Annotated in this window: 13 protein-coding genes; 5 read left to right on the top strand and 8 right to left on the bottom strand. The window is 57.2% G+C overall.

Features of this window, described 5'->3' with window-relative positions:
- Window positions 1-9 precede the first annotated feature (9 nt).
- Genes CWC48_RS10610 through mnmG form a run of 3 tightly spaced genes read right to left on the bottom strand, consistent with a single transcriptional unit; the run spans window position 10 to window position 3,359 of the window.
- Window positions 10-807: a ParA family protein gene (locus CWC48_RS10610; RefSeq protein WP_010207696.1), complete on the bottom strand. Its 798-nt coding sequence runs from the start codon at window positions 805-807 to the stop codon at window positions 10-12.
- An 18-nt stretch (window positions 808-825) separates the two neighbouring features.
- The gene (gene rsmG, locus CWC48_RS10605) at window positions 826-1,470 is read right to left on the bottom strand and encodes a 16S rRNA (guanine(527)-N(7))-methyltransferase RsmG (RefSeq protein ID WP_078050834.1); all 645 of its coding nucleotides are present in this window, start codon (window positions 1,468-1,470) and stop codon (window positions 826-828) included.
- Complete coding sequence (mnmG, locus tag CWC48_RS10600; RefSeq protein WP_078051012.1) at window positions 1,467-3,359, bottom strand: tRNA uridine-5-carboxymethylaminomethyl(34) synthesis enzyme MnmG; 1,893 nt, start codon at window positions 3,357-3,359, stop codon at window positions 1,467-1,469. The genes rsmG and mnmG overlap by 4 nt, the downstream gene beginning before the upstream one ends.
- Window positions 3,360-3,921: 562 nt before the next feature.
- On the opposite strand from mnmG, the gene CWC48_RS10595 reads away from it, so the two are divergent.
- The 3 genes from CWC48_RS10595 to CWC48_RS10585 all read left to right on the top strand — a co-directional run bounded on the left by CWC48_RS10595 (window position 3,922) and on the right by CWC48_RS10585 (window position 7,902).
- Window positions 3,922-4,428 (top strand): sigma-70 family RNA polymerase sigma factor, encoded by a 507-nt coding sequence (locus CWC48_RS10595; RefSeq protein WP_100491838.1) that lies wholly within the window; start codon window positions 3,922-3,924, stop codon window positions 4,426-4,428.
- Window positions 4,428-5,372, top strand: coding sequence for a FecR domain-containing protein (locus CWC48_RS10590; RefSeq protein ID WP_100491837.1), 945 nt, complete (start codon window positions 4,428-4,430; stop codon window positions 5,370-5,372). The genes CWC48_RS10595 and CWC48_RS10590 overlap by 1 nt, the downstream gene beginning before the upstream one ends.
- A gap of 91 nt (window positions 5,373-5,463) precedes the next feature.
- Window positions 5,464-7,902, top strand: a complete 2,439-nt coding sequence (locus tag CWC48_RS10585; RefSeq protein WP_100491836.1) for a TonB-dependent siderophore receptor — start codon at window positions 5,464-5,466, stop codon at window positions 7,900-7,902.
- 83 nt (window positions 7,903-7,985) lie between these two features.
- Here the strand turns inward: CWC48_RS10585 and mnmE are convergent, their stop codons facing one another.
- The 5 genes from mnmE to rpmH all read right to left on the bottom strand — a co-directional run bounded on the left by mnmE (window position 7,986) and on the right by rpmH (window position 11,914).
- Entirely contained in the window at window positions 7,986-9,356 is a 1,371-nt protein-coding gene (gene mnmE, locus CWC48_RS10580; protein WP_100491835.1) for a tRNA uridine-5-carboxymethylaminomethyl(34) synthesis GTPase MnmE, read from the bottom strand.
- Window positions 9,357-9,435: 79 nt separating this feature from the next.
- Window positions 9,436-11,118, bottom strand: a complete 1,683-nt coding sequence (yidC, locus tag CWC48_RS10575) for a membrane protein insertase YidC (RefSeq protein WP_078050839.1) — start codon at window positions 11,116-11,118, stop codon at window positions 9,436-9,438.
- Window positions 11,119-11,120: 2 nt separating this feature from the next.
- Window positions 11,121-11,366 (bottom strand): membrane protein insertion efficiency factor YidD, encoded by a 246-nt coding sequence (gene yidD / locus CWC48_RS10570; protein ID WP_003213574.1) that lies wholly within the window; start codon window positions 11,364-11,366, stop codon window positions 11,121-11,123.
- Window positions 11,359-11,763 carry a ribonuclease P protein component gene (rnpA, locus tag CWC48_RS10565; protein WP_010565857.1) on the bottom strand — a complete coding sequence of 135 codons (405 nt, stop codon included), beginning with the start codon at window positions 11,761-11,763 and terminating at the stop codon, window positions 11,359-11,361. The genes yidD and rnpA overlap by 8 nt, the downstream gene beginning before the upstream one ends.
- Window positions 11,764-11,779: 16 nt before the next feature.
- Complete coding sequence (gene rpmH / locus CWC48_RS10560; protein ID WP_003213577.1) at window positions 11,780-11,914, bottom strand: 50S ribosomal protein L34; 135 nt, start codon at window positions 11,912-11,914, stop codon at window positions 11,780-11,782.
- A 585-nt stretch (window positions 11,915-12,499) separates the two neighbouring features.
- On the opposite strand from rpmH, the gene dnaA reads away from it, so the two are divergent.
- Window positions 12,500-14,017, top strand: coding sequence for a chromosomal replication initiator protein DnaA (gene dnaA / locus CWC48_RS10555; protein ID WP_078046196.1), 1,518 nt, complete (start codon window positions 12,500-12,502; stop codon window positions 14,015-14,017).
- 38 nt (window positions 14,018-14,055) lie between these two features.
- Window positions 14,056-15,159 carry a DNA polymerase III subunit beta gene (dnaN, locus tag CWC48_RS10550; RefSeq protein WP_010207719.1) on the top strand — a complete coding sequence of 368 codons (1,104 nt, stop codon included), beginning with the start codon at window positions 14,056-14,058 and terminating at the stop codon, window positions 15,157-15,159.
- The last annotated feature ends 16 nt before the right edge of the window (window positions 15,160-15,175 follow it).

Below are 15,175 nucleotides of genomic sequence, written 5' to 3'. Positions count from 1 at the left end.
GGGGATTCCTTAAGTTGGCTGGGCTGCAGCGGTGCGTGAGTTGCGGCGCTGGCGACGAACCATCTCGCCAGCCAGCGCCAGGTAGGCGATGGCACCACGGGATTGTTTATCGTACGCCAGGGCCGGCATGCCGTAGCTCGGGGCTTCGGCCAAGCGGATGTTGCGCGGGATCACCGTGTCATACAGCTGATCGCCGAAGTGTTCCTTGAGCTGCGCCGACACATCGTTCATCAGGCTCAGGCGCGGATCGAACATGGTGCGCAACAAACCTTCAATTTGCAGGTTAGGGTTGAGCAACTCGGCGATGCGCTTGATGTTATCCACAAGGTCGCTCAAACCTTCCAGCGCGTAGTACTCGCACTGCATGGGGATAATGACCCCATCGGCAGCCACCAGCGCGTTCAACGTCAGCATCGACAGTGACGGCGGGCAGTCGATCAGAATGTAATCGTAATTCTCGCGGATCGGCGCCAAGGCGCTGCGCAGACGACTTTCTTTCATCTGCATTTCCAGCAGCACCACTTCCGCCGCGGTCAAGTCGCGGTTGGCCGGCAACAGTTGGTAACCGCCGTGCTCGGAGTAGTGCATGGCTTGGGCCAGGTCGCACTCGCCAATCAGCAAGTCGTAGACCGAGTTTTCCAGGCCGTGTTTATCCACACCGCTACCCATGGTGGCGTTGCCCTGTGGATCGAGGTCGATCAGCAGCACCCGACGCTTGGTAGCGACCAGGGAAGCTGCGAGGTTGATGCAGGTGGTGGTTTTGCCCACGCCACCTTTCTGGTTCGCTATCGCGAATACCTTAGCCATTCTTGCTTGTGTTCCCAATCATGCCGTGCGGCGCAGTATCAGCAGATGGCGTTGGCCTTGGCAACCGGGTACGGCCAAGGCGTGTTCGCTATCGAGGTGGAAGTCTGCCGGCAATGCTAACAGCTCATCGCTTGGATGGACGCCCTTCATTGCCAGCCAGCGTGTATCGCGGTCGCCCAGGTGGCGGGTCCAGTTGCTGAAGTTCTCCATACTGCTGAACGCCCGGGACACAATTCCGTTGAAAGGCTGTTCAGGCGTGAAGGCTTCGACGCGGCTGTGGATAACGTTCAGGTTGTCCAGCTTGAGTTCGAGTTTGACCTGGGTCAGGAAGCGGGTCTTCTTGCCGTTGCTGTCCAGGCACGTCACTTGCGACTCGGGAAACAGGATTGCCAGCGGAATGCCGGGCATGCCGCCGCCACTGCCCACGTCGAGCCAGCGACCGTTTTCGATAAACGGCATGACGCTCAGGCTGTCGAGCAGATGGCGTGACACCATCTCGTCGGGATCGCGCACTGCAGTCAGGTTGTAAGCCTTGTTCCACTTGATCAACAGGGCCAGGTAGCCCAGTAGCAATTCGTGCTGGACAGGGGTCAGGTCGACACCCAACTGGCGTGCACCTGTGGATAACTCTTCGGCGTGTTGCGAGGTGACCAACGAACTCAAGCGCTTTGCTCCAACTGACGGCCCGCGCCGCGTTTTTTCAAATGGATCATCAACAGCGAAATCGCTGCAGGGGTAACACCGGGGATACGTGAAGCCTGGCCCAGGGTCTCTGGCCGAGTTATCCCCAGCTTGCTTTGAATTTCTTTCGACAGCCCGGAAATCCCGGAGTAGTCGATATCCACAGGCAGCTTGGTGTTTTCACTGGCGCGCAGGCGGGCGATCTCGTCCTGTTGGCGGTCAATGTAACCGGCGTATTTGGTCTTGATCTCGACCTGCTCGGCAACCTGTGGGTCTTCTGCACCCTGGCCTGTCACTTCGACCAGACCAGCGTAGTCGATTTCCGGACGGGACAGCAGGTTCAGCAAGTTGTATTCGTGGGTCAACGGTGTGCCGAATTTTTCGGCAATCGCGTCGCCTTGCTCGGTGCCCGGGCGGACCCAGGTGCTTTTCAGGCGCTGTTCTTCCAATGCAATGCTTTCGCGTTTTTTGCAGAAGGCGGCCCAACGGGCGTCATCGACCAGGCCCAGTTCGCGACCTTTCTCGGTCAGGCGCAGGTCAGCGTTGTCTTCACGCAGGATCAGGCGATATTCCGCCCGGGAAGTAAACATCCGGTACGGTTCCTGGGTCCCCAAGGTAATCAGGTCGTCGACCAATACACCGATGTACGCTTCATCGCGACGCGGGCACCAGCTGTCTTTGCCCTGTGCGCGCAATGCTGCGTTGGTACCGGCCAGCAAACCTTGGGCGCCAGCTTCTTCGTAACCGGTGGTGCCGTTGATTTGCCCGGCGAAGAACAGGCCGCCGATCACTTTGGTTTCGAGGCTGTACTTCAGGTCACGCGGGTCGAAGTAGTCATACTCGATGGCGTAGCCCGGACGCACGATGTGCGCGTTTTCCATGCCGCGAATCGATTGCACGATCTGGATTTGCACGTCGAACGGCAGGGAAGTGGAAATCCCGTTTGGGTACAGCTCGTGAGTGGTCAAGCCTTCGGGCTCGATGAAGACCTGGTGGCTTTCTTTGTCGGCAAAGCGGTGGATCTTGTCTTCGATCGACGGGCAGTAACGCGGGCCGATGCCTTCGATCACCCCGGAATACATCGGCGAACGATCAAGGTTCGCGGCAATGATTTCGTGGGTGCGGGCATTGGTGTGGGTAATCCAGCAGCTCACCTGTTTCGGGTGCTGCTCCTTGGAGCCCATGAACGACATGACCGGGATAGGTGTATCGCCGGCTTGCTCGGTCATCACCGAAAAATCCACAGAACGCCCGTCGATACGCGGCGGGGTCCCGGTTTTCAGGCGACCGACACGCAGCGGCAATTCACGCAGTCGTTTTGCCAGGGCAATCGACGGCGGATCACCGGCACGACCCCCGGAATAATTCTGCATACCGATGTGGATAAGTCCGCCAAGGAACGTACCGGTGGTCAACACCACGGATTCTGCGAAGAAACGCAGGCCCATTTGCGTGACAACACCGCGTACCTGGTCCTGCTCGACGATCAGGTCATCGGCGGCTTGTTGAAATATCCACAGGTTCGGCTGGTTTTCCAGGGTTTCGCGCACCGCAGCCTTGTACAGAATGCGGTCGGCTTGTGCCCGAGTGGCCCGTACGGCCGGGCCCTTGCGGCTGTTGAGCACGCGGAATTGGATACCACCTTTGTCGGTAGCCATGGCCATTACGCCGCCAAGGGCGTCGATTTCCTTGACCAGATGGCTTTTGCCGATCCCACCGATGGCAGGGTTGCAACTCATGGCGCCGAGGGTCTCCACGTTATGCGTCAACAACAGGGTTTTTACGCCCATGCGTGCTGACGCCAGTGCTGCCTCGGTACCGGCATGACCGCCGCCGATGACGATCACTTCAAAACGGGAAGGGAAATCCACCACGCACCTCGTGCCTGCTTATGTAGGTAATTAGGAATTGATTGAGCTGGTTTTAGAGCTTTGGCGGCAAGTATAGGGACTTAGCCCTTCCTAAAGAACCCTTTGCACAAAATTTAACCAGCTGTGGATGAATCACAGACAATAGAAATTAAAAGAGAGAAATTTATTAAATCTTTGTTTTTATGTTTATTTCTACTGAACCCTATTTCTGTGGATAGATCTACGCAGGCCTTTATCTACGGTATGTACAGCGATTCAAAAGTCTGTGGTCATGTACCAACGAGGCCCTTGGATAAGTGCTTTAAGCCTGTGGATTAAACGTGTGGTTATCCACAGAGGGGTTTTTGCTCAGGTTTCAGGCCCTGTTATCAACTGGGCACAGGGGCGGTTATTCACAGGGCTTAATCCACAGAAATCGGTGATGCTGTCTGTATTAGGTCCACGACAACGCCAACAGAAACCTCCACGCGGTGATGAGCCCAGCAAAAAAAGAGATCTATTGTGAGAAAACGGTAGGGCAGTTAATAATAGCGATTATCATTAACCTACCTTGTCATGCCCTATGTCCCCTTCTTCACACACGGCTGCGGTCCAGAACATCTATGAGCAGCACCATTCCTGGCTGCACGGGTGGCTCAAAGGGAAGTTGCATAACGCCTGCGATGCGGCCGATGTGGCGCACGACACGTTCGTGCGCATCCTGGGCGGGCGGCATGCGGGGCAGATCGTTGAACCGCGAGACTATTTGGCGACCATTGCCAGGGGCTTGGTGATTGATCGTTACCGTCGACATGCCATCGAACAGGCCTATAAGCGAACCTTGACCGAACGGCCTGAAGCCATAGCCATCAGCGAAGAAGACAAAGCCATCATCATCGAGACGTTGGTGGCTGTGGATAAAGCCTTGTCGGCACTCGGCGAGCGAGCACGGCGGATATTTATGCTGTCGCAGATCGAGGGCCTGACTTATCAACAGATTGCCGATCAGCTTCAGGTTTCACTGACCACGGTGAAGAAACACATGATCCGTGCATTGACCGAATGCGCATTGATCATGGCCAGCTTGTAATGGCGGCGCCGGATCGCAAAACCTTTGAGGCCGCTGCCAGTTGGTATGTGCAGTTTCAATCCCAAACCCCTACCGCCGCCGAGCGTCAAGCCTGGCAACAATGGCTAAACGGCGATCCGTCCCATCAGGCCGCGTGGAACCAGATGGAGCAGTTGCAGCGCAGTCTCGGCGCCCTGCCCCAGGATTTCACCCGCCGCGCCTTGTCGACCGGACAGCAACGACGCCAGGTGTTGAAGTGGATGCTGGTGCTGGGCGGTACCGGGTACCTCGGCTGGAATGTCCAGCAACACACGCCCCTGGCCAATGTATGGGCCGACTACCGGACGTCCGTGGGAGAGCGCCGGCGTGTCGAGCTGGCTGACGGTACACGGATTGATCTGAACACCCGTACGGCAATTGACGTGGTATTCGATGGGCGCCAGCGTTTGATTCGCCTGCGTGAAGGTGAAGTACTTATCCACACCGGCAAGCGGGGTGGCCAGACGCCCTTTTATGTCGAGACCCGCCAAGGCCGAATCCAAGCCTTGGGCACCACCTTCACCGTGCGTCAGTTGCCAGACTCCACACGTGTCGGCGTCCTCGAGGATCGGGTGAGCGTAGCGCCTGGTGACCAACCCAATCACGCGCGGCTACTCAGTGCCGGTGAAAGCGCTGACTTCGATCGCCAACACGTGGGGCTTAACCACGCGTACCGCGGCTCACAAGCGGCGTGGGTCGATGGTCAGTTGATCGTATTGGACGCTCGCCTCGGGGATGTGATCGAAGACCTCGCCCGCTACCGCCCGGGCGTCCTGCAATGCGACTTGGCGTCGGCACGCCTGCGTGTCTCCGGGACCTTCCGCCTGGATTCCACTGATGCGGTACTGGCCAATCTGCAGGCAACCCTGCCAATCCAGGTGAAGTACTTCACCCGCTATTGGGTTTCAGTGAAACGAATCGGTTGATTGCAAAAAATATCCGCACAAGGGTTATCTTTTTCTGACCTGACACGGCCCTACAGGTAATCACGACGCCACCTTCAGGGCTTATCCACTTATGCGCCTCCCTTCCAAGCTCCGCCAGCGACTTTCCTACCACGGTATGACGTGCAGCCTGCTACTCGGCACGGCAGCCACCGGCGGTATTTTATTATCCACCGATGTCCTGGCCGCCAGCGCGGTGCAGCACTACGCTATTGCGGCGGGGCCCCTGGACAATGCGTTGAGCCAATTTGCCGCTCGGGCGAATGTGATTCTATCTTTCTCGCCCCAGCAAACCGCGCGTTTGAACTCGACCGGGCTTGAAGGCGAGTATTCGGTAGAGCAAGGCTTTGCGCTGTTGCTGCAGAACTCGGGGTTACAAGCGGTAGCCCAGGCGCCCGGCAGCTATGTCCTGCAGGCCGTTCCTGCTGGGCAACTCACGCTTGCGCCCACCACCGTCAGCACTTATCAACAAGACGGTTTTAACCAGGAGATCGCCGGGGATGTGGGCTACAAGGCACAAAACAGCCGCGTCGGTACCAAGACCAGTACGCCTCTGTCAGAAACACCGCGTTCGGTATCCGTAGTCACCGGTCAGCGCATCAAGGACCAGAAGTCACAGACCCTGACGGAAGTGTTGGGCTACGTGCCAGGTATCTTTGCGCCACCCTTTGCTGCCGGCGACGGTCTGGCGGGTGACCTGTTCTTCATTCGTGGTTTCAATGCCACCGATTATGGCTACGGTTTGCTGCGAGATGGCCTACGTGTACAAGGCAATCGGTATGACACCACCAGTGAGCCGTATGGCCTGGAGCGCGTCGAAATCTTCCGTGGCCCCTCTTCCCTGCTCTACGGCGAAAACGCACCTGGCGGTTTGGTGAACCTGGTGAGCAAGCACCCGACAGCCACGCCGCAAGGTGAAGTCCAGCTGGGGTATGGCTCCAATAATCGGCGTCAGCTGGGTGTGGATATCTCGGGGCCGCTCAATGACAGCGGCAATATTCTTGGCCGGGTTGTGATGCTCGGTCGCAAATCCGACACGCAGACCGACCATGTGCCAGATGATCGCCTGTACATCGCGCCATCACTGACCCTGAATTTCGACGACTACAACACCCTTACCCTGTTGGCTAATTATCAAAAGGACCACACCAATCTCGAACTTGGCCTACCGGCTGCCGGCACCTTGCTGACAAATCCCAATGGCAAGCTATCCAAGCACACCATGCTCGGCGACCCGGACTGGAACACATTTGAACGCGAAGCCTGGAGCACCGGTTACGAATTCAGCCACAGCTTCAACGACGATTGGCAGTTCCGCCAGAACTCGCGGTATATGCAGTCGCGCATCAACCGCCATGAAACTTGGCCCAGCGCGCTGAATAACCGCGGGTTTGGTACGCAACTGAACATGACCGCCTATGACCGCTACAACAAGTCGATGGTGTATTCCCTGGATAACCAGTTGGAAGGCAAATTCCAGGTAGGCGGCCTGGAAAACACGGTGCTGTTGGGTGCCAGCTATGACCGCACTTCGTTCAATCAGGATTGGGACGCCGGTTTCGCCGGCACCATCAATGTGTATAACCCCGTGTATCTGCGTGATCCGCTTACGCCGGTGGCAGTGCAAAACACCTTGCTCGAGCAGCAGATGAAGGGCGTTTATGCACAGATCCAGAGCAAGTACGACCACTGGCTGTTCCTGCTGGGTGGCCGTCAGGACTGGGTCGACAGCGATTTCCGCGACAAGGTCAACAAGGCCAGTAACACCGGCTCGGAAGACCGCAAGTTCACCTACCAAGGCGGGGTGATGTACCAGTTCGACAACGGCCTGACGCCGTACGTCAGCTATTCCACCGCATTTGTGCCGGTGCAGCAGATCTCCAATGCCGGGTCACCGCTGAAGCCGATTACCAGCAGTCAGTACGAAGTGGGTGTGAAGTACGAGCCGATCGGCTGGGATACGGCGATGACCCTGTCGGTGTATGACCTGCGCAAGGAAGACGACACTTACCTCGACGCCACCACCAACAGTTATCGCCAGGTGGGCGAAAGCCGGGCCAAAGGTGCGGAAGTCGAGGTGAACAGCAACATCACGCCCAACCTGAATGTGACGGCCGCTTACACCTACACTGATGCTCGGATTACCAAGGATTTGGCTACATCGCTGGTCGAAGGGCACCAGATGACGGGGGTTCCACGCAACCAGGCTTCGGTATGGGGCAAGTATCGCTTCCTTGATGGCCAACTCAAAGGTTTGTCCCTGGGCGGCGGTGTGCGTTATTTCGACAGCACCTTTTCCTACACCGCGCCAACGCTATACGGGAAGTTGGATGCGGGAAGCGTAACCTTGGTGGATGCAGCCGTTGGCTATCAAATCGATAAACATTGGTCTGTGGATGTGAACGCCAAGAACCTGTTCGACAAGGAATATGTATCTGGTTGCAACGATGCGGGCCGCTGCTATTGGGGGGATAGCCGCACGCTGCTTGGGACGGTTTCGTACAACTGGTGATGGGTGAGGGCCTGAAGAATGTGGTGTTCTTCAGGCCGCTATCGCTGCCAAGCCAATGCCTGCAGGGCGTGTGGATAACTTTTTTATTTGCCGATGCAGAAGCTGGAAAAGATCCGGCCCAACAAATCATCGGAGCTGAATGCACCGGTGATCTCTCCCAACAGCTGCTGCGCCTGACGCAGATCCTCCGCCAGCAGCTCCCCTGCCCCCGCTAAGGTCAGCTGTGCCCGGCCGTGCTCCAACGCTGCGCTCGCGTGGCGCAACGCCTCCAGGTGCCTACGGCGAGCACTGAAGCTGCTTTCCGAGGTCTGCTCGTAGCCCATACAAGCCTTGAGGTGCTCGCGCAGCAGTTCCAGGCCTTCACCCGCCGACTTGGCGCTCAGGCTAATCGTGACGTGGCCATCCGCGCTGGTTTCCATCGCAATGACTTCACCCGTCAAGTCGGCTTTGTTGCGAATCAAGGTGACCTTGGCCGGGTCCGGCCGTTGCTCAAGGAACTCCGGCCATAACGCGAAAGGATCCACAGCCTCGGGCGCCGTCGCATCCACTACCAGCAGAACTCGATCCGCTTCGCCGATGGCCTTGAGCGCGCGTTCCACGCCGATCTTTTCCACCTGGTCATCGGTGTCGCGCAAACCGGCGGTGTCGACCACGTGCAGTGGCATGCCGTCGATGTGGATATGTTCGCGCAGGATATCCCGGGTGGTGCCGGCGATCTCTGTAACGATGGCGGCCTCACGGCCCGCCAGCGCATTCAACAGACTGGATTTGCCTGCATTGGGCCGTCCAGCAATCACCACCGTCATGCCGTCACGCAGCAGCGCACCTTGCCCGGCTTCACGCAACACTGTGGATAACTCGTCACGGACTTTATCGAGCATCGCCAAGACATGGCCATCGGCGAGGAAATCGATTTCTTCCTCGGGAAAATCGATCGCCGCCTCGACGTATATGCGTAGGCTGATCAGTTGTTCGGTCAGGTTATGCACACGTAGCGAGAACGCGCCCTGCAGCGAGCGCAGTGCGTTGCGTGCAGCCTGTGCAGAACTGGCTTCGATCAAATCAGCAATGGCCTCAGCCTGGGCCAGGTCGAGCTTGTCGTTGAGAAAGGCGCGTTCGCTGAACTCCCCAGGCCTGGCCAAGCGGCAGCCCAGTTGCAGGCAACGCTGCAGCAACATATCCAGCACAACCGGGCCGCCGTGGCCCTGCAATTCCAGGACATCTTCCCCGGTAAAGGAATTGGGCCCAGGGAAATACAGGGCCAAGCCTTCGTCCAGCACCGTTTCGTCTGCATCCAGGAACGGGCCGTAATGGGCATACCGCGGCTTCAACTCGCGACCGCTGATAGCCTTGGCTGCAACGCTTGCGAGCGGCCCGGAAATTCTAACGATACCGACACCGCCGCGACCCTGAGCGGTAGCGACAGCAGCGATGGTTTCACGAGGAGCGCTCATCAGCAGGTTCCAGAACTAAAGTGACGGAAAGCAAAACGCCCCACTAGGGGGCGTCTTGAGTGGTTATCCACAGAGTAAATTACGCCGCGGCTTTTGCGGTAGCCGCTTCGATTTTACGTGTGATGTACCACTGTTGAGAGATCGACAACACGTTGTTGACCACCCAGTACAGCACCAGACCAGCAGGGAACCACAGGAAGAAGAAGGTGAAGATGATTGGCATCATTTTCATTACCTTGGCCTGCATCGGATCCGGCGGAGTCGGGTTCAAGCGCTGCTGGATAAACATGGTCGCGCCCATGATGATCGGCAGGATAAAGAACGGGTCTTTGATCGACAGGTCAGTTATCCACAGCATGAACGGTGCCTGGCGCATTTCCACGCTTTCCAGGAGAACCCAGTACAGCGACAGGAACACCGGCATTTGCACAAGAATCGGCAAGCATCCACCCAGCGGGTTGATCTTCTCTTTCTTGTACAGCTCCATCATGGCCTGCGACATTTTCTGCCGATCATCGCCATGTTGTTCTTTCAGCGCCGCCAGTTTCGGTGCTACGGCACGCATGCGCGCCATCGACTTGTAGCTGGCTGCCGAGAGTGGGAAGAATATCCCCTTGATCAGCATGGTCAGGAAGATGATCGAGAAGCCCCAGTTACCCACAATGCTGTGGATATGTTGCAGCAACCAGAAGATCGGCTGGGCGATGAACCACAGGAAGCCGTAATCCACAGTCAGTTCCAGACCTGGGGACAACTCTTTCAGCACAGCCTGGCTTTTCGGGCCGGCGTACAGAGTAGCGCTGGTTTCAGCCTTGGCACCGGGTGCGACGGTCAACGCCGGGCCCGTAAAGCCAATGATGTAGTTGCCTTGGCTGTCCTTGCGGGTTTGAACCAGGTTTGCATCACCCTTGTTCGGGATCCAGGCGGTCACGAAGTAGTGTTGCAGCCAGGCTACCCAACCACCTTGGACGGTCTCTTTCAGCGAGCCCTTGTCGATGTCTTTCATCGACACTTTTTTGTACGGCTCGTTACTTGTCCACAGGGCAGCGCCCAGGTAAGTCGCGGTGCCGGTGGCAGTGCTGGAAGAAGGATCGGAACTGGCGTCACGCTTGAGCTGGGCAAACAGGTTGCCGCTCCATGGTTTGTCGCTTTCGTTGTCGATCAGGTAAGTGACCTTCAAGTCGTACAGACCACGGGTGAAGCTGAAGCGCTTGATGTAATTGACGCCGTCGAGGCTGAATTTCAGGTCGACGTTCAACTGGTTTTGGCCATCAGCCAGTTGATAAGTCTTTTGTTCGGTCGAATAAACCGGACGACCGGTAGCACGTGCATCCGGACCATTGGTGCCGGTCAGGCCGCTTTGCGCCAGATAAGTACGTTCACCGCCGTTATCGAACAGTTGGAACGGAACATCCGGATGGTCTTGGCGACGTGGATACAGCGGCAGTTTCAACTGCGCGATATCACCACCTTGTGGGTCGATAGCCAGGTCGAGCACATCCGTTTTTACGTGGATGAGGTCTTTATTGGTGACCACTGGCGTTTCTAAAGGGGCGCTTGTCTCGCCATTCGCGCTGGGAACATCGGCACTCGCGGACGCATTGTTACCCAGCGGGGTGTCCGGAATAGCCGGCGCAGCCTGGTTGGTAGCAACATTCTGAGTCGGCAGGGCAGCCTGGCCGTAGTCCTGGTTCCACTTAAGAACCATGACGTAGGACACGATTGCCAGGGCGACGATCAGGATCGTGCGTTTAATATCCATGATTACTCGGCCATCGAAGAAGAACGGGAGGTAGGGATAGGTGGAACCGGGTCATAACCACCGGGATTCCACGGATGACAGCGACCTAAACGACGAAAGGTCAGCCAGCCACCGCGCAGAAGACCATGGTTTTCTATGGCCTCTAACGCGTAGCAGGAACAACTGGGGTAGAAACGACAGTGGTTGGCCATCAGAGGACTAATGGCATAGCGATAAAACTGGATCGGAACGAGGGCCAGTTTACGCATCAAGACTGTCTACCCCTACAGTTTCGGTGCTGACTGCTGGTGCTGGCTTGTTGGTACGCGCCAAACGTTTCCAGAGCTTGCCGAAATGCTGAATCAATTCGGGGTTTTCTACGTCACCCAAGCCTTTGCGCGCGACGATAACAATATCCCAACCAACCAGAGTGTCCTGGTGGAGGCGAAACGATTCGCGCATCAGACGCTTGAGGCGATTGCGCTCAACGGAGAGCTTTACGCTCTTCTTGCCGATCACCAGCCCGAGTCGGGGGTGATCAAGATCGTTGTTACGCGCAAGGAGCAGGAGATTTTTCCCCGGAACCTTGCCGGTGGGGGAGTCAAAGACTGCCTTGAAATGCCGGGGGGTTAGCAGACGCTTTTCCCGACTGAAGTCCTGACTCACCACCAGTACCGGATTATCAAACTGCCAGACGCGCACGACCTTTGGCGCGACGACGCGACAGGACAGCACGGCCGTTCTTGGTAGCCATGCGAGCACGGAAACCGTGGGTGCGGGCGCGTTTGATGGTGCTTGGTTGGAAAGTACGTTTCATGGCGTTGTTACCTGGTTCGTCCACAACGGGCCGGAATGGCCCCCGTTTTAAGAGACCGGCGATTCTAGTGAAAGCAAGCCTCTAGGTCAATTTCCAACCAGCTTTTCCTTTAATTAGATCTCCACAGGCCATCCGGTCATTTCTGCCCGCCAGGCGTTCACTGGTCATTGGATAAATATAAAAATAAAGAAGGAAGTTATTTAAAGCTTTTCTGTAAAGCTTATAAAAGCTAGGCAGGCCTTCATCTGTGGATAACTGCCTTGAGGCCATATTCCACCTGATGTACAGAGAATGACAACACGGGGGAGAAGCGGTGCTCTGCCTGTGCTGCGCTGTCGGATAAACTGTGTGTGGAATGGGTTGTTATCCACAGGCCAGTTACCCACAGACTTTCGACCCCACTTGTACAACGACCTTAGGTAGGCTTATCCACAGAGCTTATGCACAGACCATTGGTCGCCTTTATTACTGTTAAGACGTTGATTTTGGCCGGCCTGTGATCAAGCTACATGTGGATAAGTGGACGGCTCGCCGCTACAATGGCGGCTGTTTTTGCCTCACCGGCTTTCAACTTGGGGGATATCCGTGTCAGTGGAACTTTGGCAGCAGTGCGTGGAGCTTTTGCGCGATGAGCTGCCTGCCCAGCAATTCAACACCTGGATCCGTCCGCTACAGGTCGAAGCCGAAGGCGACGAGTTGCGTGTCTACGCGCCCAATCGTTTTGTTCTCGACTGGGTCAACGAGAAGTACCTGAGCCGCGTTCTCGAATTGCTCGACGAACATGGCAACGGACTCGCGCCCGTGCTCTCCTTGTTAATAGGCAGCAAACGCAGCTCCGCGCCTCGCGCTGCGCCGAACGCGCCATTGGCGGCTAGTGCCTCGCAGGCACAGGCAGCAGCGCCTGTTAATAACTCGCCAGCACCGGTGGCCCAGACGGCTTCGAAATCCGCGTCGCAGAAAAACGCGCCTATAAATGAAGAGCCGTCCCGCGACAGCTTCGACCCAATGGCAGGCGCCAGTTCCCAGCAGGCCCCGGTCCGCGCCGAACAGCGCACCGTGCAGGTCGAAGGCGCGCTCAAGCACACCAGCTACCTGAACCGTACGTTCACCTTCGAGAACTTCGTTGAAGGTAAATCCAACCAACTGGCTCGTGCAGCCGCTTGGCAGGTAGCCGATAACCCCAAGCATGGTTACAACCCGCTCTTCCTATATGGCGGCGTTGGCTTGGGTAAGACCCACTTGATGCACGCTGTGGGTAACCACCTATTAAAGAAGAACCCGAATGCCAAGGTTGTGTACCTGCACTCGGAGCGCTTCGTGGCTGACATGGTCAAGGCCTTGCAGCTCAACGCGATCAATGAGTTCAAGCGGTTCTACCGCTCGGTTGATGCGTTGCTGATCGATGACATTCAATTCTTTGCCCGCAAAGAGCGTTCCCAGGAAGAGTTTTTCCACACCTTCAACGCCCTGCTCGAAGGTGGCCAGCAGGTCATCTTGACCAGCGACCGTTACCCGAAAGAAATCGAAGGTTTGGAAGAACGCCTTAAATCGCGCTTCGGCTGGGGCCTGACCGTTGCGGTAGAGCCGCCGGAGCTGGAAACCCGGGTCGCGATCCTGATGAAAAAGGCCGACCAGGCCAAAGTCGATTTGCCGCACGATGCAGCGTTCTTCATCGCCCAGCGTATCCGCTCCAACGTGCGTGAGCTGGAAGGCGCACTCAAGCGGGTCATTGCGCATTCGCACTTCATGGGCCGCGACATCACCATCGAGCTGATCCGCGAATCCCTCAAAGACTTGCTGGCACTGCAGGACAAACTGGTGAGTGTGGATAACATCCAGCGCACCGTGGCCGAGTACTACAAGATCAAGATTTCCGACCTGCTGTCCAAGCGCCGCTCGCGCTCGGTGGCACGTCCTCGTCAGGTGGCCATGGCCCTCTCCAAGGAGTTGACCAACCACAGCCTGCCGGAAATCGGTGATGTGTTTGGCGGACGCGACCACACCACGGTCTTGCACGCGTGCCGCAAGATCAACGAACTTAAGGAATCCGACGCGGATATTCGCGAGGACTACAAGAACCTGCTGCGTACACTGACAACTTGATGACACCAGCGCAGCTTATTAAGGCAAGGGACTAGACCATGCATTTCACCATTCAACGCGAAGCCCTGTTGAAACCCCTGCAACTGGTCGCAGGCGTCGTCGAGCGCCGACAGACCTTGCCGGTGCTCTCCAACGTATTGCTGGTAGTCGAAGGCCAGCAATTGTCCTTGACCGGTACTGACTTGGAAGTCGAGCTGGTCGGTCGTGTGCAGCTGGAAGAGCCTGCCGAGCCGGGCGAGATCACCGTACCGGCGCGCAAGCTGATGGATATCTGCAAAAGCCTGCCGAACGACGCGCTGATCGACATCAAGGTTGATGAAGCGAAATTGGTCGTCAAGGCCGGCCGCAGCCGTTTCACCCTGTCCACGTTGCCGGCGAATGATTTCCCGACCGTTGAAGAAGGCCCGGGCTCGCTGACCTGCAGCCTGGAGCAGAGCAAGCTGCGTCGCTTGATCGAGCGCACCAGCTTCGCCATGGCCCAGCAGGACGTGCGTTACTACCTCAACGGTATGCTGTTGGAAGTATCGGAAGGCATCATCCGCGCCGTGGCTACGGACGGTCACCGTCTGGCGATGTGCTCGATGCGCGCCGATATCGGCCAGCCGGACCGTCACCAGGTGATCGTGCCACGCAAGGGTATCCTTGAGCTGGCGCGCCTGCTCACCGAGCCGGAAGGCAATGTCAGCATCGTGTTGGGGCAGCACCATATTCGCGCCACCACCGGTGAGTTCACCTTCACTTCCAAGTTGGTGGACGGCAAATTCCCGGATTACGAGCGCGTGCTGCCTAAAGGTGGCGACAAGCTGGTTCTCGGTGATCGCCAGGCACTGCGCGAAGCGTTTAGCCGTACCGCGATTCTGTCCAACGAAAAGTACCGCGGTATCCGTCTACAACTGGCCAACGGTCAGTTGAAGATCCAGGCGAACAACCCGGAGCAGGAAGAAGCGGAAGAAGAAGTGGGCGTCGACTACAACGGCGGTTCGCTGGAGATCGGCTTCAACGTGAGCTACCTGCTGGACGTGCTGGGTGTGATGACCACCGAACAGGTTCGCCTGATTCTGTCGGACTCCAACAGCAGCGCCCTAGTACAGGAATCCGACAACGACGACTCGGCTTATGTTGTCATGCCGATGCGCCTGTAACCATGCTCAGCAGAAG

Source organism: Pseudomonas sp. S10E 269, from assembly GCF_002798465.1.
Lineage (GTDB): Bacteria > Pseudomonadota > Gammaproteobacteria > Pseudomonadales > Pseudomonadaceae > Aquipseudomonas > Aquipseudomonas pergaminensis.
The sequence above is the reverse complement of the archived record's forward strand: the minus strand, read 5'-3'. Positions and strand labels throughout refer to the sequence as shown.

What these genes read in the sequence shown, in the direction of transcription:
- CWC48_RS10610 (WP_010207696.1), bottom strand. Translation starts at nt 807, where the DNA reads ATGGCTAAGGTATTCGCGATAGCGAACCAGAAAGGTGGCGTGGGCAAA.
- CWC48_RS10595 (WP_100491838.1), top strand. Translation starts at nt 3,922, where the DNA reads ATGTCCCCTTCTTCACACACGGCTGCGGTCCAGAACATCTATGAGCAG.
- CWC48_RS10590 (WP_100491837.1), top strand. Translation starts at nt 4,428, where the DNA reads ATGGCGGCGCCGGATCGCAAAACCTTTGAGGCCGCTGCCAGTTGGTAT.
- CWC48_RS10585 (WP_100491836.1), top strand. Translation starts at nt 5,464, where the DNA reads ATGCGCCTCCCTTCCAAGCTCCGCCAGCGACTTTCCTACCACGGTATG.
- mnmE (WP_100491835.1), bottom strand. Translation starts at nt 9,356, where the DNA reads ATGAGCGCTCCTCGTGAAACCATCGCTGCTGTCGCTACCGCTCAGGGT.
- yidC (WP_078050839.1), bottom strand. Translation starts at nt 11,118, where the DNA reads ATGGATATTAAACGCACGATCCTGATCGTCGCCCTGGCAATCGTGTCC.
- yidD (WP_003213574.1), bottom strand. Translation starts at nt 11,366, where the DNA reads ATGCGTAAACTGGCCCTCGTTCCGATCCAGTTTTATCGCTATGCCATT.
- rpmH (WP_003213577.1), bottom strand. Translation starts at nt 11,914, where the DNA reads ATGAAACGTACTTTCCAACCAAGCACCATCAAACGCGCCCGCACCCAC.
- dnaN (WP_010207719.1), top strand. Translation starts at nt 14,056, where the DNA reads ATGCATTTCACCATTCAACGCGAAGCCCTGTTGAAACCCCTGCAACTG.